Origin of the sequence: Leclercia sp. UBA1284, assembly GCF_002308415.1 — a bacterium.
GTDB classification, from domain to species: domain Bacteria; phylum Pseudomonadota; class Gammaproteobacteria; order Enterobacterales; family Enterobacteriaceae; genus Enterobacter; species Enterobacter pneumoniae.
In genome coordinates this window covers 449,849-468,831 of sequence record NZ_DBUS01000007.1, presented here as the reverse complement: position 1 = coordinate 468,831, position 18,983 = coordinate 449,849, and the positions used below count along the sequence as shown (strand labels likewise).

The 18,983-nt window shown below is 46.0% G+C and carries 20 protein-coding genes; 5 read left to right on the top strand and 15 right to left on the bottom strand.

What is annotated here, in order from left to right:
• Window positions 1-4 precede the first annotated feature (4 nt).
• From B3511_RS16985 to B3511_RS16950, 8 genes are all read right to left on the bottom strand, one after another.
• On the bottom strand, window positions 5-2,119 hold the full coding sequence (locus B3511_RS16985) for a peptidase domain-containing ABC transporter (RefSeq protein WP_286783894.1): 2,115 nt from the start codon (window positions 2,117-2,119) through the stop codon (window positions 5-7).
• The gene (locus tag B3511_RS16980; protein WP_040077532.1) at window positions 2,112-3,398 is read right to left on the bottom strand and encodes an HlyD family secretion protein; all 1,287 of its coding nucleotides are present in this window, start codon (window positions 3,396-3,398) and stop codon (window positions 2,112-2,114) included. Before B3511_RS16980 ends, B3511_RS16985 begins: the two co-directional genes overlap by 8 nt.
• A 164-nt stretch (window positions 3,399-3,562) precedes the next feature.
• Window positions 3,563-3,925 (bottom strand): hypothetical protein, encoded by a 363-nt coding sequence (locus B3511_RS16975; RefSeq protein ID WP_286783893.1) that lies wholly within the window; start codon window positions 3,923-3,925, stop codon window positions 3,563-3,565.
• Window positions 3,926-4,087: 162 nt separating this feature from the next.
• The gene (locus B3511_RS16970; RefSeq protein ID WP_046885489.1) at window positions 4,088-4,465 is read right to left on the bottom strand and encodes a hypothetical protein; all 378 of its coding nucleotides are present in this window, start codon (window positions 4,463-4,465) and stop codon (window positions 4,088-4,090) included.
• A 443-nt stretch (window positions 4,466-4,908) separates the two neighbouring features.
• Complete coding sequence (locus B3511_RS16965) at window positions 4,909-5,931, bottom strand: fimbrial protein (RefSeq protein ID WP_286783892.1); 1,023 nt, start codon at window positions 5,929-5,931, stop codon at window positions 4,909-4,911.
• A 17-nt stretch (window positions 5,932-5,948) separates the two neighbouring features.
• Window positions 5,949-8,474, bottom strand: a complete 2,526-nt coding sequence (locus B3511_RS16960; protein WP_414671882.1) for a fimbria/pilus outer membrane usher protein — start codon at window positions 8,472-8,474, stop codon at window positions 5,949-5,951.
• 43 nt (window positions 8,475-8,517) lie between these two features.
• A complete protein-coding gene (locus tag B3511_RS16955) occupies window positions 8,518-9,213 on the bottom strand; it encodes a fimbrial biogenesis chaperone (protein WP_286783890.1) in 696 nt (231 codons plus the stop codon).
• A 64-nt stretch (window positions 9,214-9,277) separates the two neighbouring features.
• On the bottom strand, window positions 9,278-9,841 hold the full coding sequence (locus tag B3511_RS16950; protein WP_286783889.1) for a fimbrial protein: 564 nt from the start codon (window positions 9,839-9,841) through the stop codon (window positions 9,278-9,280).
• A gap of 1,025 nt (window positions 9,842-10,866) precedes the next feature.
• On the opposite strand from B3511_RS16950, the gene B3511_RS16945 reads away from it, so the two are divergent.
• Complete coding sequence (locus B3511_RS16945) at window positions 10,867-11,442, top strand: transcriptional regulator (RefSeq protein ID WP_286783888.1); 576 nt, start codon at window positions 10,867-10,869, stop codon at window positions 11,440-11,442.
• An 81-nt stretch (window positions 11,443-11,523) separates the two neighbouring features.
• Here B3511_RS16945 and epmB read toward each other — a convergent pair whose 3' ends face one another.
• Window positions 11,524-12,552: an EF-P beta-lysylation protein EpmB gene (epmB, locus tag B3511_RS16940; RefSeq protein WP_286783887.1), complete on the bottom strand. Its 1,029-nt coding sequence runs from the start codon at window positions 12,550-12,552 to the stop codon at window positions 11,524-11,526.
• A gap of 40 nt (window positions 12,553-12,592) precedes the next feature.
• On the opposite strand from epmB, the gene efp reads away from it, so the two are divergent.
• The 3 genes from efp to ecnB all read left to right on the top strand — a co-directional run bounded on the left by efp (window position 12,593) and on the right by ecnB (window position 13,607).
• A complete protein-coding gene (gene efp / locus B3511_RS16935; protein WP_040077524.1) occupies window positions 12,593-13,159 on the top strand; it encodes an elongation factor P in 567 nt (188 codons plus the stop codon).
• A gap of 60 nt (window positions 13,160-13,219) precedes the next feature.
• Complete coding sequence (locus B3511_RS16930; protein WP_072056347.1) at window positions 13,220-13,351, top strand: entericidin A/B family lipoprotein; 132 nt, start codon at window positions 13,220-13,222, stop codon at window positions 13,349-13,351.
• Between the two features lie 109 nt (window positions 13,352-13,460).
• Window positions 13,461-13,607, top strand: coding sequence for a lipoprotein toxin entericidin B (gene ecnB, locus B3511_RS16925; protein WP_039055654.1), 147 nt, complete (start codon window positions 13,461-13,463; stop codon window positions 13,605-13,607).
• 19 nt (window positions 13,608-13,626) lie between these two features.
• Here ecnB and B3511_RS16920 read toward each other — a convergent pair whose 3' ends face one another.
• Window positions 13,627-14,241 (bottom strand): helix-turn-helix transcriptional regulator, encoded by a 615-nt coding sequence (locus tag B3511_RS16920; protein WP_286783886.1) that lies wholly within the window; start codon window positions 14,239-14,241, stop codon window positions 13,627-13,629.
• A gap of 268 nt (window positions 14,242-14,509) precedes the next feature.
• On the opposite strand from B3511_RS16920, the gene sugE reads away from it, so the two are divergent.
• Window positions 14,510-14,827, top strand: a complete 318-nt coding sequence (gene sugE, locus B3511_RS16915) for a quaternary ammonium compound efflux SMR transporter SugE (protein WP_040077522.1) — start codon at window positions 14,510-14,512, stop codon at window positions 14,825-14,827.
• Here sugE and blc read toward each other — a convergent pair.
• The 5 genes from blc to frdA all read right to left on the bottom strand — a co-directional run bounded on the left by blc (window position 14,824) and on the right by frdA (window position 18,731).
• Window positions 14,824-15,354 (bottom strand): outer membrane lipoprotein Blc, encoded by a 531-nt coding sequence (blc, locus tag B3511_RS16910; protein WP_040077521.1) that lies wholly within the window; start codon window positions 15,352-15,354, stop codon window positions 14,824-14,826. The two genes, sugE and blc, sit on opposite strands and share 4 nt — an antisense overlap.
• A gap of 83 nt (window positions 15,355-15,437) precedes the next feature.
• Window positions 15,438-15,797, bottom strand: a complete 360-nt coding sequence (gene frdD / locus B3511_RS16905) for a fumarate reductase subunit FrdD (RefSeq protein ID WP_040077519.1) — start codon at window positions 15,795-15,797, stop codon at window positions 15,438-15,440.
• A gap of 10 nt (window positions 15,798-15,807) precedes the next feature.
• Complete coding sequence (gene frdC / locus B3511_RS16900) at window positions 15,808-16,203, bottom strand: fumarate reductase subunit FrdC (protein ID WP_040077518.1); 396 nt, start codon at window positions 16,201-16,203, stop codon at window positions 15,808-15,810.
• A 10-nt stretch (window positions 16,204-16,213) separates the two neighbouring features.
• Window positions 16,214-16,948, bottom strand: coding sequence for a succinate dehydrogenase/fumarate reductase iron-sulfur subunit (locus B3511_RS16895; protein ID WP_286783885.1), 735 nt, complete (start codon window positions 16,946-16,948; stop codon window positions 16,214-16,216).
• Window positions 16,941-18,731, bottom strand: coding sequence for a fumarate reductase (quinol) flavoprotein subunit (gene frdA, locus B3511_RS16890; protein ID WP_286783884.1), 1,791 nt, complete (start codon window positions 18,729-18,731; stop codon window positions 16,941-16,943). Before frdA ends, B3511_RS16895 begins: the two co-directional genes overlap by 8 nt.
• Between the last annotated feature and the right edge of the window lie 252 nt (window positions 18,732-18,983).

Below are 18,983 nucleotides of genomic sequence, written 5' to 3'. Positions count from 1 at the left end.
AGGTTTAATGTTTAGCCAGTTTACTTAAATCAATTACGCGGTCTGCTGATGCAATCGTCGATGGACGGTGGGCAACAATAACGCGGGTAATACTTAACGATGAGATAGACTGGTTAATGTTAGCTTCGTTGTTTAAATCCAGATGGCTGGTTGCTTCATCCATAAACAGAATGCCTGGTTTCCGGTATAAGGCACGAGCAATAAGCAAACGTTGTTTTTGCCCGCCTGACAAGCCTGTCCCTAATTCACCAACCAGCGTTTCATATCCCATAGGCATGTTAATAATCTCATCATGAATATTACAATGGCGTGCACATTCAATAATGAAATCCATATCGGCATTATCTTCAAAGCAGCTTATGTTTTCAGCGATGGAACCCGAAAACAGACGGTCCTCCTGAAGAACACAAGCCGTGCTGAGGCGATAATTATTTAAACCAATCTTCTCAATACTTAAATTGTTGGCCTTCACATCGCCGCTGGTAGGCGAAAGTAACCCGCACATCACTTTGAGTAATGTGGTTTTGCCCACACCTGACGGGCCAACCAACGCCAGCGATTCCCCTGGCTCGATGGTAATGTCGAGATTCGAGAATATAGGCTGTGAAAAGGGATCGTATTGATAGCTAAGGTTTTTGATCTCCAGCTTAATGCCTTCGTTTTCTGCAAAGACCCGACGAACCGGCATTTCAGCTTCTGGCTCGCTAAATGCAATTTCAGAAAGCCTTTCATTATGTAAAGAAAGCATGCGTAACTGCATGACCAGGTCGATCAAACTGGATGCGCGCTGCGAGAACTGACCGCGATAAGCATTAAAGGCCATAAACATACCCAGCGACATATTGTTGTCGATAACCATAAGTGCGCCAAGCCAAAGGATAACCACTTGATCAATTGACGAAATAAAAGTGTTTATTCCACCAAATAGCATGTCAAATCGCGTCTGCTTGATACCAGCGTTACAGGCATCGATATTCAAATTCAGCCAGTTCTGTGAGCGACGCTCTTTTATATTGAGGGCTTTAATGGTTGCGATACCATACAAGGACTCCATAAAGTGCGAGTTTGCTCTGGCTCCTTTAATAACCTGTTCTTCCGATACGCGGCGATAGAAGCGATAAGTGGCTAAACGGATGATGGCATAGCACACTGTAAAACCGACAACTACCCAGACTAGCCAGCCACCGTAAAGGGTGAGCATAACCAGGAGCCCGATAGTCATAATCGAGTCGATAACACCGGTGACGATACTATTCGTAAAGGTTGAACGAATAGTGTCTAACGAACCAAAGCGCGACTGAATATCACCAAGCTGCCGTTTCTCAAAGAAAGCCAGCGGCAGACGGACAAGATGATCAAATAACGTTGTTTTCCACTGAATACTGGTCAGCGTATTCAACGTTAATGATGTCCAGCCACGTAACATGCTCAGGAAGGTACGGAACAGTGTAAAGGTCACCAGACCGATACAGATGACTGCCAGCAAACTTTGATCGTGAGCCATGATCACATGGTCCGTAACCATCTGCGTACCAATTGGCAAAAGCAGACCTATCGCTTCGATGACGACAGAGAAGGCGAAGAGTTTAATAAGCGTACTCTTAAGTCCGACAATATTACGCATTAAATCTAATAAGCGTAAACGGGACTTTGCTTTCTCCTGCTGGAAGTTTTGATCTGGCCATAACTCCATGGCAATGCCCGTGAAGTTATTAGACATCTCCTGGATGCCAATAATACGTTTGCCAAGAGCGGGGTCATGCACCACAAAGCTTGATCTACGTACTTTAGTCAGTACAACGTAGTGGTTCATTCCCCAGTGAATTACGCATGGCAACTTCAACTGATGAATTTCATCAAGATCCAGAGACAATGCACGGTTCTTTAAGCCAGCACGATCGGCTGTATGAGATAATGACAACAGACTCACACCCTGGGAAGGGCTACCAAAACGCTCACGGAAATTGAACAAGTCAATATTCAGGCCGTAGTAGCCTGAAATCATTGCTAAGCAAGCGATTCCGCACTCTGAAACCTCGGACTGCAAAATGACAGGGGTGCTTTTTCTGAACGAAAAATTCAGTTTGGAAATAATGTTTTCAAATAACGCTTTATTCATTGATCGGACCACTCACGCTTTGTGCAATTTTATAAACTGGGGTAAACATCCACATGTACAGTGGTCTTTCTTCAAGAAAAACAATCGCCTGGGCCTTAAGTCCATTAGAAAGTTCAAGTGTTTTGCCGTTGTAACTTATTTTCTTATCTTTGATTGCAACAACTGTTTTATAGAGCGCGAGTTCTTGTTGATTAGGGCCAGATGCGGTGTTCGTATATTCAGCCATTTCCTGACGCGATGCAGGAACGGAGGATATAGAGACAATTTTTCCCGGGAACTGGCCAAATTTGTCAGAAGGGAAAGCATCATAACGAATATTTACAGTATCCCCGGTTTTGACATAGGGAATGCTGTTATTAGGCAGCCACAAAATTAAGTAATACTCGACGTTGCCCGTTGGTTTTATTTGAGCAAGGCTGCTTCCTTTATCAACCATCTGGCCCGTGGTGACGGATATTGATTCTATCTTGCCGTCCGTAGTGGCTTTAACAACCAGATTTCCGTTTGCATTAGATTCCAGTCGTTGGTTTTTGTAATCGTTAATTTGGTTCTTTTGACTTGATATTTGGTTATCAAAATCTGAGCCTTTAGTCACAATATCGCTTTTAAGCTGAGTTAATTGCGATTCAAGCTGCATTTTTTGGCTGACCAGCGATTGATAAGTACTCTGCTGTTGAAAGAATAATGAGTGCTGGTAGTTATACTGATCTTTAGTGATCAACCCTTGCTTAAGATATTGGTCGTAACTCTGCAGGTTTTCTTTCATTTTTCGCAGACCACTCGAGGCATTGCGCAACATTTCGTTAGTCTCTTTTAACGAAAATTCATATTGATGCAGCTGGGTGTTTAATGCCTCTAATGTTTCATTCTTGTTAGATGCAATTTTGGCGATAATCTCTTCGCCATTACTAATTTTCTCAGTAATGACTGCCGTCATGGAATCGTTAACATTGCCGCTTGCGGTGGAGCGAGAGACATCCAGTTCATACAGTGGTGTTCCTTTAGTCACTATATCGCCTGGCTCCACGTATTTGTTAACAACAAAACCTTGCTGCGGAGAGAAGACGTTTACCGAATGAGGCAATGTAATGACCTCGCCGCGCACATCGATACGCTGCGTATAGCTACAGAAAATCAACGAAAAGATAAGCATGCAAAAAAAACACAGCGAAAGTATGCTTATTAACCATGCTGGCATGCCTGCTAATAAAAGTGCTTTCCCTTTCCAGTGATTCTTTTTGTATTCAATCGCTTCCTTGCGATAAAGTTTATTAGTCATGTTCAATCACTTTTATTTTATAGTGTTTAAAATCGTTAATAAAAAGAATGATTCTTTATCAGTAAATTTGAAATTATGATCCCTATGGGCGTGAATTTTAAAAAGAGAATGGAGAGCACATCGACAAGTGATATCGATGTGCTCTCCACGATCAATAAGAAAAATTAGTTTTTGAAGCCGCCGCCAGTACCAAATACTACGCTGTCAAAGAAGATACGGGTGCGATCGTCAATGGCAGCAGTACCTTCATAGGCACCAATGACGGCACCCCAAACGCCACCCTGAACTGCTGCCCAGATGGAACCCGTCCAGGCCATCACTGAGCCAACGCCCAGCATACCGCCGCCAGTGCTGTTACCAGTCGTAGCCCCCTGTAATGCGCCCTGAGCAGACAGAACGACCGCGCCGTAAATACCACCCACTACGGAGTCAACAAGCGCCGCGCCAAAACTTTGTTCACCATTCAGGAAACTCAGAATACCGGCACCTGAAATTTCATTCATTTCAATTGAAGTTAACTCTTTCATTTTTAATTCCTGTTTTAATATTGCTGTATTCGTTATTAACTAATGAATGAGGATTAACTTTATCCTGCAGTCATTAAACTTAAAAAGTAAGCATTCTTTATGAATGCTTGAGGGGGAAACTAAGCGTTTAAATTAATAATCACGCTTATAGTGGCTTTATTTTTATTTAAACCACTGGATAGGTTTGTAACCACCGATGGTGCCATCAGACATGCCGTCTAACACCTGATTAGAGATTACCTGCGCCTCTGCAACGCCATTGTAAGCACCATAACAAACACCAAGAATACCGCCGTGGATGGCACCCCAGATTGAACCTACAGCCATAGTAATAACGCCTACCCCAATCAGACCGCCGCCCGCGCCGCTTGCAGTTGTAGCGCCCTGCAGACCACCCGCTGATGAACAAACGATAGCGGAAAGCAGGCCACCCAGAACACCGTCAACGACTGCGGCACCAAAACCTTGTGTACCATTAATAAAAGATTTGAGAGCCGCTCCTGACACATTCGCCATTTCAATTGAAGTTAATTCTTTCATTGTATTTCCTTATATAATGATGATTTAAATTTGTATGTAATTAATCTTAACGAGTGCTTTACAGACAAAAGCATGTCAGGAATCGGTGCCCTGACATTCTTTCGCAATAAGGTAAAACGATAAAATATCAATGCCAATACTTTTATTATACTTTGATGTTGAATTTTGATTGGTTAATCTAAAAAAGAAACATACTTCACTTATGAAGTTTATCGTGAACTCTGTCTCATTTTAAAATATCCAACTGATAAAAAAGACTTTTCTAAATTGCGTTTTTGATGTTTCCCTGGTTCGATATGGCAGCTTTGGCTGAGGTGTTAATGGCCATTATTAATTGGTGTGTTTTCAGAGCGGACCGCAGAACTATAAAAAAAAACATCAGCCGATGGTTAGGCTGATGATGAAAAATTACACAGGGCTACTTAATGGACTCAAATTGAAAGTCACTTTTCCTGCAGTATGACTTCAAATTGTCCCTTAACAGCCCCTGACGTGACATCATTGGACATCAAATAGTAGTCTGCTGTTAGATTTAACGATTGGTTATTTTTAATGTTAGAAATTTTATATTTATTAAGATCATAGAATGTGATTGGTTTGTTTTCTTGTTTTATGATGAGACCAACCCCTCTTACCCCGCTCGAAATATCGTTCAGCAAAACACCATCTTTAGTGGGTGAGTTTTCGCTAATTGGGTTGAACCAATAGAGATAATTTTTCCCAACCTCAGTTGAAGGGCAGTCAATATCGAGCCTGATATTTTTTTGCTTCCCTGTATCTCCCCCCTGAGGTGTTGCTTTCAACTGTGCCGCAGTGATCTTATCAAGGATCACCGTATTTCCATTACGTGGTGTAATGTTGCAACTGGTTTGCTTAAATTTAATAGTAGATAAGTTAATACCAATCCTGAAGAGCTGCCCTTTGTTCTGAGCACCCGTACCCGCGGTATCCGTAGCATTTCCGGCCAAATAATAAACTGTAATCATGCCGCTTAAAGTTTGCGGTGTAATTGGGCCTGTTTTGACCAGCCAGACGGTCACTTGTTCTGGAATATAGGACTTAGAAAAGTAACGTGTGTCAGCGGGTACAGGTGAGTTGAACTCTGCAGCAATAGGTCGTATTTTCGTACCGGTAGTAATGTCCGTTATTTGATACCCTATGCCGGGTATACCCGTATTATAAACAGGCATACCCTGAACACCTTTTATCCCGGAATCGATATCTTTAGTGGAATGTATGACATATACATCACCAGGACCGCAGTTTGAGAATGTTTTGACATTCGTTACGTTACCACCGCGAGTTGCGGCCGCTAATATTGCTCCGTTGGGCTGGCTTGAATCAGATAATATTTTTACATTGGTAAAGGATACGTTAATACCGCCACCAGTACCGCTGTAACTACATTCAGCCGCTACGTGCAAGCTTGTGGTAAATAAACTTATTAGTAAGAATAATTTTTTCATGGTGTTAACGATCCTTATTAGCGGCAAACCACTGTTGTTTGCGCAATACTTCCTGTAACTGAAGCTAAATTATATGATGCTGTACACTGTTGATCTGCATTTGTACCCCATTTAGCATAAACCTCACCCGTGTCTTTCAGACCTGACATGTAAACCATGCCTGCATCGGAAACGATACTGGCCTGAGCTTTAGGTGTGGCAGAGGAGGTTACCATTGCACCATAAGGGACGTCTGCACCTGATAGCTGTTTCAATATGAGGAATGCCCGACGGCCGATATTACCCTCGAAATCTGCGCTTACGATTGCGCCTCGAGTCGGTACCACTTTTTTCGACGTAACAGGTAATTCCATATTGTCGGCTAATGTTGTGCTGTCGAGTGTGATACCCGTTCTGCGATAAGGGCTGACGTAAGGAACGATGGCATATCCACGAGAATCAGTTTCAATTGTTGAATCAGACTCCAGCCGAACATGACTGAGACCGGGAGCCTTAACCAATGCTGCAGTGTCTGACATTTCCTGTCCAAAGGTGATCCCATTCTCATGGAGCAAGACACCGCCACTGGCGCCATAGTTGATCTGTTGGCTACTGCTACTGTAACTGTAACCACCGTTAACTGAGCCTTTTGAGCCTTTGTACGAGCTGTAGACGCCTCCACTGGTACTGTCGCGGTTGCTATAACCTTGCTGAACATTCCAGTCCAGCTGGTTGTTTTCTAATGCAACGCCATTTAATGAGACAAATTGTTCAGTAGAGCCTGGGTTACTATTATTCAATTGATACGAAGCATAAGTGTTCGGCAACCAATCGGCTAACGGTACGGAGATGTTCAAAGAGAAAAGATGGTTATCTTCTTTTATTTTATCGCTTTGGCTATTTTCCCAGCTATATCTGCTATAGCTGTAGCCCACATAGTAGTTGATTCTTTTCCAGCCGCCATTATAGCCAATGCTTAACGACTGATTTTTACGGCTGCTATCCCAATAGTCTTCAAACAGACCGGTGACGGCAATATTCCCAAGGCCATCGCCGAGGCTTTGGTTTACCGTTAAGTTTGTTCTGTTACGCACTGAACGCGAAGTCCTTGATAGCGTGTCACTTACGTAAGTATCAAGTACCTCTGAGAGGGTATTAAAACCTTTAGTAGAATAGCGGTAGCCGGCTACCGTGATATTCGTACCGGTTTCAATGATATTTTTACCATACCGAATACGCCATGATTGACCTGAAGTTTTATCTTCATCTTTTCTTTTTGACCAGGCTTGGGTGATATCTGCGGAGATTGCACCAATTTCGCCAAGGTTATGGCCAATACCGAATACTAAAGACTTATATTTCGAAGCCGCCTGCAAACCCGTATAGAAGGTGGTGTTACTAAATGCTCCATAACTAACGGTTGCCTGAGTGAAAGGTGTTTCATCGGTATTGTTGTCATAAGGGCGGTATTTACCGCTCGTCACTTCATACTCGACTTGCCCTTCGCGAAGCATTAATGGCAGCGATGCAAATGGGACTATAAATTTTTGTTCTGTTCCATCTGCTTCTTCTACGGTTACATAGAGGTCTCCGTTGCCACCCGTAGCATACATATCATTAATTTCAAACGCGCCAGGAGAGACAAAAGCCTGATAGACCTGGTATCCGTTTTGTTTGACAACAACACGCGCATTGGTTTTTGCAATGCCTCGAATAACAGGAGCATAACCACGAACGCTTTCCGGTAACATATCGAGATCGGTGCTTAATTGTAAGCCAGTAAAAGGAACGCTATCAAAAATATTCGATAGAGATGAACTTTCACCTAATACCAGGGTGCTCTTCAGTGGCACAATACTTCTTTGCGCATATAAATAGACAGAATCCCATTCTGATTTATTACCGTCAGTTTTACTCCATGCACCTAAATTACGGATTCGCCATGGACCAACGTTCAAGCCTGACTGCAGGTTGAGATTGTAACTTTCATGCTCATTTTCAAAATCTTTACCACCGGTAAATTGGTAGTTGGCTAAAAGGCTAGTTATGCCTTCGTCAAATTCTTCAACAGGTATTACATCTTGCGCTATATGTGTTAATGCGGCTTGCGGTATGGATATATTTAATTGTTGCGTATTGAAGTTGAATTCAGCTTTGAAATCAGGAATAATATTTGTATTAGTGCAACCTTTAGTATCTTCCTTTAGATCAGGAAATGCACTCAGACGTAAGCCATAGGCAGAAAGCTTGGTTAGGCTGAGACAAGGAACGAGTGCGATCCCATCGTTTTTAGCGACTTCGACGAAATGTACTGTCGTTGTTTCGATGTACTCATTGTTGAGCATGACTTCAACGCGATATTCCCCAGGTGCCTGGGCATTCTGGGTTGCATATATCGATAAATCCGGCAGCTTTGATGTGTCGTTTTGACCAACACTTCGTATGAATGCAGGATCAAAAAAATCACGAGCAGCAACATTTCCACTGAAGCCAATCAGTAATGCTGGCATCAGCGCCACAAATTTTTGGGATACTCCTGCTAGGATGTGCTCCCTTTTTTTTATGAATGCAGACATAGTTTCACCCTAACCGGTCAGAATTTTTAAGTTATATTGATGATGAATATTCCGGACCCGCGCTTCCATATTCGGTTGCGACGCTCCATGTGACTTTTCCTCCAGTTATCCCTGCTGGCAAGTCTGCTTGTTTTGATTCAAACGCCTCAATGTTAGGAATGTTATCGACCATTTCTTTTCCATTTATTTTCACTGATGTAAAATAAATGAAAAATGGAGTTGGGTTTGCAATGGTGATTTTTCCGTTACTTTTCCGCCATTTTATTTTCTTTGACTCTTCAATCACGGATAAATTTTGTATTGCTTTTGGACGATAGATCAATCGCATTCTGTGGCGAACCGCAAGCTGTAGCCTGTTCTGACTCTCAGCGTCATCACTGTTTGTTGGCGGAATCGACATTACGTTGAAATAAAATAATGTATCTCTGTCTTTTGCTGCAGATGAGATATGTGCATTGGGAAAAATGCGGACCGTGTTTTTCTGTTTACCCTCTAATCGAAAAAGAGGAGGGGTAACCATAAAAGCGGAGACTGTACTTGTACCCGATGCTTCAACCCATGATTTCATCAGGTAAGGTGTATCATCTTTGTTATCTAACTGGGCGCTGATTTCACGCGAGCCCTCTTTATAAAGATAACGAGTGGACTCGACAACCACGCCGCCATTAGCTACGAAACTGGTGGAGCAAATTAACATTGCCACTAATTTTAATAATGACTTGCGCATAATGTATTCTCAAAAAAAATAAAAGCAAAACAAAAGGGCCTGCCGTAGCAGGCCCCTCAAACGATCAATAAGTAATAGTAAAGGTAGCAACACCTTTTACATCACCAGCAGTTACGCCATTTGCAGTTTTAACATATGCTGCTTTATAACTCAGGATGGTTGGGCTACCGGCTTTATAAGCAACGGTTTTTGCTTCAGTACCATCGAATTTAACGCGGGTAGAGTCACCATTGAGCAATGCGATACCTGTTTTCGCTGCAGGATTTGCTGCTTCGTTAGTCAGAATCTGAGGCTGACCTGAAACATAGTTACCTGCAACGTTCACAGTCAGATTACCTGTGTACGCATTGCCACCTTTCTTACAATCTTCAATTTTGTAAGTGATATCTTTAGCAGAGGCTAATACCGGAACGTTGGCAGAAGCAGCTTCCAGTACAGATGCTTTGACGTTGTCCAGTACCACGGTACCACCGCTGATAGCACCAGCACCTGGGGTAACGTTACAGGATTCATCAGAGTTAGACACGGTACCGTGAATAACCAGTTGAGCTGTGTTGCCAGCTGCAAATGCCTGAGCGCTCAGAACTGTTGTTGCGGCGACTAAAACGGCGAGAATATTCTTTTTCATTTGTTTGTTCCATTCATATAAAACGACAGCAATCCTATTTAAGTAGCGGCTAATGCATGCGATTAGGCCTACCCTTTTGCTCCTGGGCACAAACCTTTTATCTATCGCCATGCGATGGTAATCAGAGGTCTATGCAACGAGAAAGCTGAGTAAATGTATTTCTTTTTATGTGTGTGCGCATATGAATTTGATTGAATTAAATATCATGTTGACAGAAGTAGGGATCATTTAGTTTTTTTATAGATGATAGATTCTGGTTATAGTCGCAAGATGAATTTAATTTTGTTGGTGAATTGTTTAGTTGTTAATAATCGGTCTTATCCTATTTGTATTGATTTTTATTAACTAAGAAGAATAATTTAACGTTGAATTAAGATATGTTTAGATGCAAGGCATTCTTCCCGCAAATAATTCATGTTCCAGTCATACTTTAGCGATGCGATAATGGAGGGCTTTAGCCACCTTATTGTTAGTTGTTTGAGTATCACAATAGGGTGCTTGTCGCCTTTGATGGATACGCTACTCAGAAAAATAACCTGCCATAACCTTCATAAATTCATAACAACTATCAGCATTCTCTTCCCTCTGACATCACATTGCCTGGTTAGCATTAGAAATCAATAAATCAGAATGAAATAGAACTACATTCGATTTTTCCGAGCCACACATCAATGCTGGGTTTCCATGGGCTGCGGGGATTTGGATAAGACTTCTAAAGTATCCAACTACATGAATAGTATGATTTATTTATGTATTTGATAAACGGTACCATTGTTTAAGCTAACTTTATTCTCATTTCAGTATAATCAAAAAGTTAAAAATGATCTTAGACATGTTTTTTGGCTGCGAGTGGTATCTTTCATCGAATACGAAAATTATGATACGATATTCAACTGTTGTTTGTAGGTCATCATGAATCGGTAGGATTCATACATCAAAATCGTTGTGATGAAATGATTTCACAGGTGGTTGGGAATAACCGCTACGTTTTAACCGTCTTGACAGTAAAGGAAGGCTGAAGGGTTATGGCATATAATTTATTTCTAATAAATAAAGAAATTATTTTCGATGTCAATTCATGCGAATTGAGAACGCTTAAACCTGATGGTACAAAGGTGACTCTTAATGCGCCAACTGCGCGTTGCTTGCAGCTCTTAATTGAAAATGGCGGAAAGGTTGTTTCACGCGATGATTTCCTGGAGCGCGTCTGGATGGCCAGAGGTATTGTTGTGTCACAGAATACCTTTTATCAAAATATTTCCTTATTAAGGAAATCCCTTAAAAAAGCAGGTTTGACTGATGAAATCATTGTTACTGTGCGCCGAAATGGGTTTATTCTTGCCCCAGGTACGCATCTGGAGATCGTTGAGGAGGAGGACAGTGAGAATACTATCCCATCAATGACTATCTCAGGACATGCTTCCATAAAAAGTCAGCCGGGTGCTCTCACAGGTTACAACGTTATGGACAATAACGCAGCGCCTTCAGGCTCTTCGGGCGTGATTTTGAAATTACCGAAATGGGTTATAGTACTTTTTGTTATTTTGATAGTCGCTGAGCTAATTTCCCTCATTATCAAACATTTTAAAATGTTATTTTAAGCTTATGGATATTTTAAGTTTAGAATTAGAGGGATTTGGAGTCTTGTCCGGATAGAAAGGGATACCCGGACAACTATGATTTTAATGTTGCTTAAGGCCTAGATCGAGTGTCGTCTTACTAGGCTCTCCGCCTATTTCTCGCGTCAATTTGGGTACCAGATACCCAGAGATACTGGCCATCAACTCGCGCATTATCGCCCGCGCTTCACTATCACTCACCATAAAATGAGCCCCTCCCTGAACCTTGTCCAAAACATGGAGATAGTAAGGGATGATTCCGGCATCAAACAGTTTGTTGCTTAGGGCCGCTAGCGTAAAGGCATTATCATTGACACCACGCAACAAGACGCTCTGGTTGAGCAGTGTCACACCCGCTTTTCGTAGCCGTGCCATTGCTTGACTGAATTCTTCATCAATCTCATTGCCGTGGTTTATATGGTTCACGAGCAAGATTTGTAACGATGAGGCTGCAAAGCGTGCAACTAGCGGTTCTGTAATACGTGCCGGGATAACAATCGGCAAACGGCTATGAATCCGCAGCCGCTTAATATGTGGAATGTTCTCAAGCTGCGTCATCAGCCAATCCAGCTCATGGTCTTTCGCCATAAGCGGATCGCCGCCGGAGAAAATAATCTCATCCAGCTCCGGATGCTGGGTAATGTAATCCAGTGCACCTTGCCAGTTGCGCTTGTTGCCCTGATTATCAGCGTAAGGGAAGTGGCGACGGAAACAGTAGCGACAATTTACCGCGCAACCTCCTTTTACAAGCAGCAAAGCCCGATTGCGGTATTTGTGCAGCAAACCCGGCACGACGCTGTTCTGCTCGTCGAGGGGATCGGTGCTGTATCCCGGGGTAGAAATAAACTCTTCTTGAGAAGTAAGTACCTGTCTTAAAAGAGGATCGTTAGGGTTGCCTTTCTCCATTCGCGCAACAAACGCGCGGGGGACACGCAGCGCAAAGAGGCGTCTTGCCTCTCTACCTGCAAGCAATGTTTCATCGGCGTCCAAATCTAAAAGACGAAGCAGTTCATCAGGACTGGTGATTACATCGGCAAGTTGCGATAACCAATCTTCTCTGGATGGGGTATTTAGGGTTACAATATGCGCCATTTTGTGGCTTAGCTACCAATTAACAATTTCAGAGGGCCTTATGGCGACTTACTATAGCAACGATTTTCGTGCCGGTCTCAAAATCATGATGGACGGCGAACCGTACGCGGTTGAAGCCAGTGAATTCGTTAAACCCGGCAAAGGTCAGGCATTCGCACGTGTTAAGCTGCGCCGCCTGCTGACGGGTACCCGTGTTGAGAAAACCTTCAAATCCACCGACTCTGCAGAAGGCGCAGATGTTGTCGATATGAACCTGACTTACCTGTACAACGATGGTGAGTTCTGGCACTTCATGAACAACGAAACCTTCGAGCAGCTGTCCGCTGATGCAAAAGCTATCGGTGATAACGGCAAATGGCTGCTGGATCAGGCTGAGTGCATCGTGACCCTGTGGAATGGCCAGCCAATCGCTGTCACTCCGCCGAACTTCGTTGAACTGGAAATTATCGAAACCGATCCAGGCCTGAAAGGTGATACCGCAGGTACAGGTGGCAAACCCGCTACGCTGTCTACTGGCGCAGTGGTTAAAGTTCCGCTGTTCGTACAGATCGGTGAAGTTATTAAAGTGGATACCCGCTCTGGCGAGTACGTATCCCGCGTCAAGTAATTCACTCTTGATCGAAGGCGCAGCGTTTGCTGCGCCTGATTTTTTTGAGGTTCAGGGAAGATGAAACGTAAAATCGCTCTCGTCTTGATGATGACTATCGCAGGCACTTTGCTGTGCGGATGCAATACCGCGCGCGGTGTTGGTGAGGATATTCAGGGCCTGGGCCACATCATTTCTCGCGCTGCCAGTTAATCTCTTCTCATTTATTCCTAAAATTTTTCCCTTTTCCGTCGAATGGCGCGATTTTGGCTATGCTTAAGTGGCTATACAAAAATAACTTTGGCTTAAAAAGGAAGAAATTATGGTTAAGAAAACAATTGCAGCGATCTTTTCTGTTCTGGTGCTTTCATCAGTTTTAACCGCCTGTAATACCACCCGTGGGGTTGGTGAGGATATTTCTGACGGTGGCAGCGCAATCTCTGGCGCCGCAACGAAAGCACAACAGTAATGCTGAACGGTACGGGGCTTCAGGTCACCGTACCGTCCAGTTTATGTTCAGGTAGTGATAAAAACGGCGAATACCGCGTATCCATATGTAGTTTCATACGAATATTTCGTTTGTAGGTGTACACGGTTTTGCCGTTAATACTCAGCTTGCTGGCAATCTTTTGATTACTGTCCCCCTCCATCCATAGCGATAACACTCTCTCTTCCTGTTTGGTCAATAATGGCGTCACCATATACGCAGGCTCACATACTTCGTGAGTGGTGAGCGCGTCGTTAATGGTTTCGGATAGGGTGTCCAGAGCCGTGTTTTTTTGTAATGATGCCCAGACCGGAAAGCGCTGCATAAATGCAGACATCTCTGGCGCTTCGCCCGTATGCAAAGAGATAAAAGGAACATTTTCACTGGCCGCCATCAGAGGAGAGAGCTGCTCAAGATGGTGTATATCTGACTGAAAACCGTTTAAATCAGCAATAACCAGTGCCGGTTTCCACTGCAGGATATGCTCTTTGGCAAGAAAGAGGTTATTAAGACTGGTAACTAACAGGGAGTGTGGAAACAGCCCTGAATGATTGAGCCACTCTTCTAGCCCGGTGCGGGTGAAGTGACATCGGTCAATCAAAAGTATTTTGAACATATTATTTTCGCAATCGGTAAGAGGTGGCTACGATCTGCTCTCAGCAAGCCCCCCATCATAGGGAAGTCCGATGAGTGGTAAATGCCTGAACTTCGTAGCTAACAGCGCCTATTTCTTGCTTTTAAGCTCTCATTTATTCGCTGAACAAATATATTGAATTGTGAACCCATGCTCTTCACAATGAGAATGACCTACCTTTATGGGACGACCCATAAAGGCCTTATCATCGGGGACGGCCCCATACTGTTTTCTAAGTTAAGGAGCCCCTATGTCCTGGATTATTCTTTTTATTGCCGGCTTGCTGGAAGTGGTATGGGCCATTGGCCTGAAATATACCCATGGTTTTACCCGCCTGACTCCAAGCATCATCACTGTCTCTGCCATGATTATCAGTATTGTTTTGCTCTCCTGGGCGATGCGTTCGCTACCGGTAGGGACGGCCTACGCGGTGTGGACGGGTATCGGCGCGGTGGGCGCTGCTATCACAGGTATTTTACTTCTGGGCGAGTCAGCGAGCCTGGCACGAATTGCCAGCCTCGCGTTGATCGTTGCCGGAATCATTGGGCTAAAACTCAGCACCCATTAGTGTGGCTGTTCAATCCACATTAATTTGCTGACGTCGAAACCCTGACGGGTCGCAACATCGAGGAGCTGCTGTTTCATCTCTGCCGTGACCGTTGGCGTACGAGACAGCAGCCAAAGATAGTTGCGATCCGGTCCGCATATCAGCGCATGCTGATAGTCTCGATCCAGTCCAATGACATTATACCCACCATAGAAGGGGCCAATGAAAGAGACTTTCAGCGCCCCTCTGCTCGGCGAGCCAGTAAAATAAGCTTTCCCTTTCACCTGCTGCCACATTCCACGCTCAGCGTTATAGCCCCGGTTGATGACCTGGATGCCGCCGTCGCGCATCGGGCTATAGTTTGCCGTCACTTTCTCTAATCCGCGTTCAAAACGGTGGTCGTAGCGGGCGATCTCATACCAGGTACCCAGGAAACGTTGGGCGTTAAAATTATTCACGACGGTGACGCCAGGCGGCGGGGTAGGGGTACTACAGGCAACAACCAGAAACGCAGCGGCAATAGCAGCGAAAGCAGGCAGGATGCGCATAGAGATGTCCTGAGAGGTTTTTTGTTAAGTGTAGAACCTGGCGAGAAATTTGCTCTCCTGCCGCGACAGGAGAGCGAGGATAATTACATAAATACGACAGCCACCAGCGTGACAACGGTCAGGATCGCCGCCAGACCATAAAATACCCACTTACCGTTTGGCACATGGATTTTCAGGTCGTGCATGGCATGATGGATACGGTGTAACCCACACCATAGCGGCAGAACGATCATCAGGAAGATGAAGACGCGACCGATGAAGCTGTGGGCAAAAGCGAGTACTCGCTCATAGCTCAGGGCATCACCGGGATACAGTCCCAGCGGCAGCATAATTCCCACCAGCAAGATGATCGCAGGCGCGATAATGGCGCACCACATGCCGCCTGCGCCAAATAGCCCCCAAAAGAGAGGTTCATCAGATCGTTTTGGATTTTGATTGATCATACTGGCCTCCTTACCAGAACAGGGCAACGCCAAGGATCACCACAGTCACAACGGCTGTGACTACCCAAAGCCCTTTGATCACAGGCTCTGGCCCCATTTTTTCGCCTTTGACGATAATGTTGGCCGCTTTAGGCGCCAGCTCAAACCAGGTTTTGGTATGTAGCAGCGCGGCCGCCAGCACAATGATATTTAGCAGCACCACTATGGGGTTTTGCAGGAAACCCACAAATCCGGCCCAGGATTCCGGACCGTGCTTCAGGGCAAACAGGCCGTACATCAATTCAATGCTGAACCACACCGCGGGGACTGCCGTACCTTCGCGCAGCATGTAGAAGCGATAAAACGGCAGATTTTTCCACCAGGTGGACGGCACTGGCCGTATATAGGCTTTGCGTTTAGTCGTCATTACGCACTCCTTAGCGTGGTTTCAGGGTGGCGATAAGAAAGTCTTTCGAGCTTTCAACTTTACCCTGCTGGATAGCGGCGGCCGGGTCGACGTGCTTCGGACAGACTTCCGAGCAGTAACCCACAAACGTACAGGTCCAGACGCCGTTCTGGCCATTGAGCTGTGCCATACGCTCTTTTTTACCGCGATCGCGGCTGTCTTCGTTATAGCGGTGTGCCAGCGTGATGGCGGCCGGGCCGATGAACTCCGGGTTCAGGCCAAACTGTGGGCAAGCAGCGTAACAGAGGCCGCAGTTGATGCAGCCGGAGAATTGATGGTATTTCGCCATCTGTGCCGGCGTTTGCACGTTCGGCCCCTGATCCGGGGTGCGTGGGTTACCAATGATGTACGGTTTAATCGCCTCCAGGCTTTCGATAAAGTGGGTCATATCGACAACCAGGTCGCGCTCGATCGGGAAGTTGCCCAGGGCTTCAACCCTGAGGCCTTTGGGGTAATCTCGCAGGAAGGTTTTACAGGCAAGCTTCGGCACTTTATTGACCATCATGCCGCATGAACCGCAAATCGCCATGCGGCATGACCAGCGGTAACTCAGGTCCGGGGCCAGATTATCTTTTATGTAACCGAGCGCATCCAGCAGGGAGGTTTGCTCGTCATAGGGCACTTCATAGAAAGCGCTGTGTGGTGCGGAATCCACTTCCGGGTTGTAGCGCACCACTTCAACTTTCAGCGTTTGCATCTCAGCCATTCGCCGTCTCCTTCTTATCGGCTGCTTCCGCTTCTGCACCGTACACACGCTTCGCCGGTGGCAGCGTAGTAATCTTCACATCGCTATAGTCCAAACGCGTTGTGCCGTCTGCATCGCGATAAGCGAGGGTATGCTTGAGGAAATTGACATCGTCGCGCTCGGTGCAGCCTTCATCCAGACGCTGATGCGCACCGCGTGACTCTTTGCGCGCCATTGCAGAGTGAGCCATACATTCGGCTACGTTCAGGCCGTGGCCCAGCTCGATGGTGTACAGCAGGTCGGTATTGAACACGCTGGAGGTGTCGGTAATACGTACGCGTTTAAAACGCTCCTGGAGCTCCGCCAGCTTGTCGATGGTTTTCTGCATGAGCTCAGGTGTACGGTAGATGCCGCAGCCCTCTTCCATGGAGAGGCCCATCTCATCGCGGATCTTCGCCCAGTTTTCACTGCCTTCCTGGTTAACGAGCGCTTTCAGGCGTTTTTCGACATCCGCAGCCTGTGCATCCAGCGCGGCGCTATTGGCCTCGCCTGAGGTTGCTGCTCGCGCCATCGCTTTTTCGCCTGCCATGCGGCCAAAGACTACCAGTTCGGCCAGCGAGTTGGACCCCAGACGGTTTGCCCCGTGCAGGCCTACAGAGGAGCATTCGCCCACGGCAAACAGCCCCTGAATACGGGTTTCACACTGCTGATCGGTTTCAATGCCGCCCATGGTGTAGTGTGCTGTCGGGCGTACCGGAATGGGATCTTTCACGGGGTCCACGCCCACGTAGGCTTTCGCCAGTTCACAAATGAACGGTAGGCGTTCAAGTAACTTTTTCTCGCCCAGATGACGAAGATCCAGCCAGACCACATCGCCGCGCGGCGTCGGAACCGTGTTGCCTTTACGCCACTCGTGCCAGAATGCCTGAGATACCTTGTCGCGTGGGCCAAGCTCCATATATTTATTCTTCGGCTCGCCGAGTGGAGTCTCAGGGCCCATGCCGTAATCTTGCAAATAACGGTAGCCATCTTTATTGACCAGGATCCCGCCTTCACCGCGGCAACCCTCCGTCATCAAAATGCCCGAACCCGGCAGGCCGGTGGGGTGATATTGCACAAATTCCATATCACGCAGCGGCACGCCGTGGCTGAGCGCCATACCCATGCCATCGCCGGTAACGATGCCGCCATTGGTATTATAGCGATATACCCGGCCTGCACCCCCGGTCGCCATCACCACCGCATTCGCGCGGATCTGCACCAGCGTGCCTTCCATCATATTCATTGCCACCAGGCCGCGCGCCTGCCCGTCATCGACCAGGATATCCAGCACGAAGTGCTCATCGAAGCGGTGAATTTGTGGGAACTGGAGGGAGGTCTGGAAGAGGGTGTGAAGCATATGGAAGCCGGTCTTGTCGGCGGCAAACCAGGTGCGCTCAATCTTCATGCCACCAAAACGGCGCACATTGACGCTGCCGTCCGGGCGGCGGCTCCACGGGCAGCCCCACTGTTCCAGTTGCGTCATCTCGGTTGGGCAATGATGTACGAAATAATCGACGACATCCTGCTCGCAAAGCCAGTCGCCCCCGGCGACGGTGTCGTGAAAATGGTACTCAAAGCTATCATGATCCTGCGCAACGGCGGCAGAACCGCCTTCCGCGGCAACCGTATGGCTGCGCATGGGATAAACTTTGGAAATCAGAGCGATTTTGGCGTTCGGATTGGCCTGCGCTGCAGCAATTGCAGCGCGTAATCCTGCTCCGCCAGCGCCAACGATGGCGAGATCGGCTTGAAAGGTTTGCACGACATTCCTCCAGATATTGTTATTTCGCATCACGGCGACCATCAAGAGGGTTCTTTTCCGAATGGGCGGATGCAAAAACGATTCCACTGCTCCTTTATGGGTAAAGCAGTATAGCCGCACAGACGTGAGGGAAATTTGACGTGTTCGATTTTTTTGCGGTTCTACCGCGCGATTTATCATCGTGATTGATGAATTGCGACACGCAATTAATGTCCTAAATAAAAAATGGCTATTTCACTGTGCAAAATTTGT

Excerpts from the sequence above, each read along its gene's own strand:
- B3511_RS16985 (WP_286783894.1), bottom strand. The coding sequence starts at position 2,119 with ATGAATAAAGCGTTATTTGAAAACATTATTTCCAAACTGAATTTTTCG.
- B3511_RS16980 (WP_040077532.1), bottom strand. The coding sequence starts at position 3,398 with ATGACTAATAAACTTTATCGCAAGGAAGCGATTGAATACAAAAAGAAT.
- B3511_RS16975 (WP_286783893.1), bottom strand. The coding sequence starts at position 3,925 with ATGAAAGAGTTAACTTCAATTGAAATGAATGAAATTTCAGGTGCCGGT.
- B3511_RS16970 (WP_046885489.1), bottom strand. The coding sequence starts at position 4,465 with ATGAAAGAATTAACTTCAATTGAAATGGCGAATGTGTCAGGAGCGGCT.
- B3511_RS16965 (WP_286783892.1), bottom strand. The coding sequence starts at position 5,931 with ATGAAAAAATTATTCTTACTAATAAGTTTATTTACCACAAGCTTGCAC.
- B3511_RS16955 (WP_286783890.1), bottom strand. The coding sequence starts at position 9,213 with ATGCGCAAGTCATTATTAAAATTAGTGGCAATGTTAATTTGCTCCACC.
- B3511_RS16950 (WP_286783889.1), bottom strand. The coding sequence starts at position 9,841 with ATGAAAAAGAATATTCTCGCCGTTTTAGTCGCCGCAACAACAGTTCTG.
- B3511_RS16945 (WP_286783888.1), top strand. The coding sequence starts at position 10,867 with ATGGCATATAATTTATTTCTAATAAATAAAGAAATTATTTTCGATGTC.
- epmB (WP_286783887.1), bottom strand. The coding sequence starts at position 12,552 with ATGGCGCATATTGTAACCCTAAATACCCCATCCAGAGAAGATTGGTTA.
- efp (WP_040077524.1), top strand. The coding sequence starts at position 12,593 with ATGGCGACTTACTATAGCAACGATTTTCGTGCCGGTCTCAAAATCATG.
- B3511_RS16930 (WP_072056347.1), top strand. The coding sequence starts at position 13,220 with ATGAAACGTAAAATCGCTCTCGTCTTGATGATGACTATCGCAGGCACT.
- ecnB (WP_039055654.1), top strand. The coding sequence starts at position 13,461 with ATGGTTAAGAAAACAATTGCAGCGATCTTTTCTGTTCTGGTGCTTTCA.
- B3511_RS16920 (WP_286783886.1), bottom strand. The coding sequence starts at position 14,241 with ATGTTCAAAATACTTTTGATTGACCGATGTCACTTCACCCGCACCGGG.
- sugE (WP_040077522.1), top strand. The coding sequence starts at position 14,510 with ATGTCCTGGATTATTCTTTTTATTGCCGGCTTGCTGGAAGTGGTATGG.
- blc (WP_040077521.1), bottom strand. The coding sequence starts at position 15,354 with ATGCGCATCCTGCCTGCTTTCGCTGCTATTGCCGCTGCGTTTCTGGTT.
- frdD (WP_040077519.1), bottom strand. The coding sequence starts at position 15,797 with ATGATCAATCAAAATCCAAAACGATCTGATGAACCTCTCTTTTGGGGG.
- frdC (WP_040077518.1), bottom strand. The coding sequence starts at position 16,203 with ATGACGACTAAACGCAAAGCCTATATACGGCCAGTGCCGTCCACCTGG.
- B3511_RS16895 (WP_286783885.1), bottom strand. The coding sequence starts at position 16,948 with ATGGCTGAGATGCAAACGCTGAAAGTTGAAGTGGTGCGCTACAACCCG.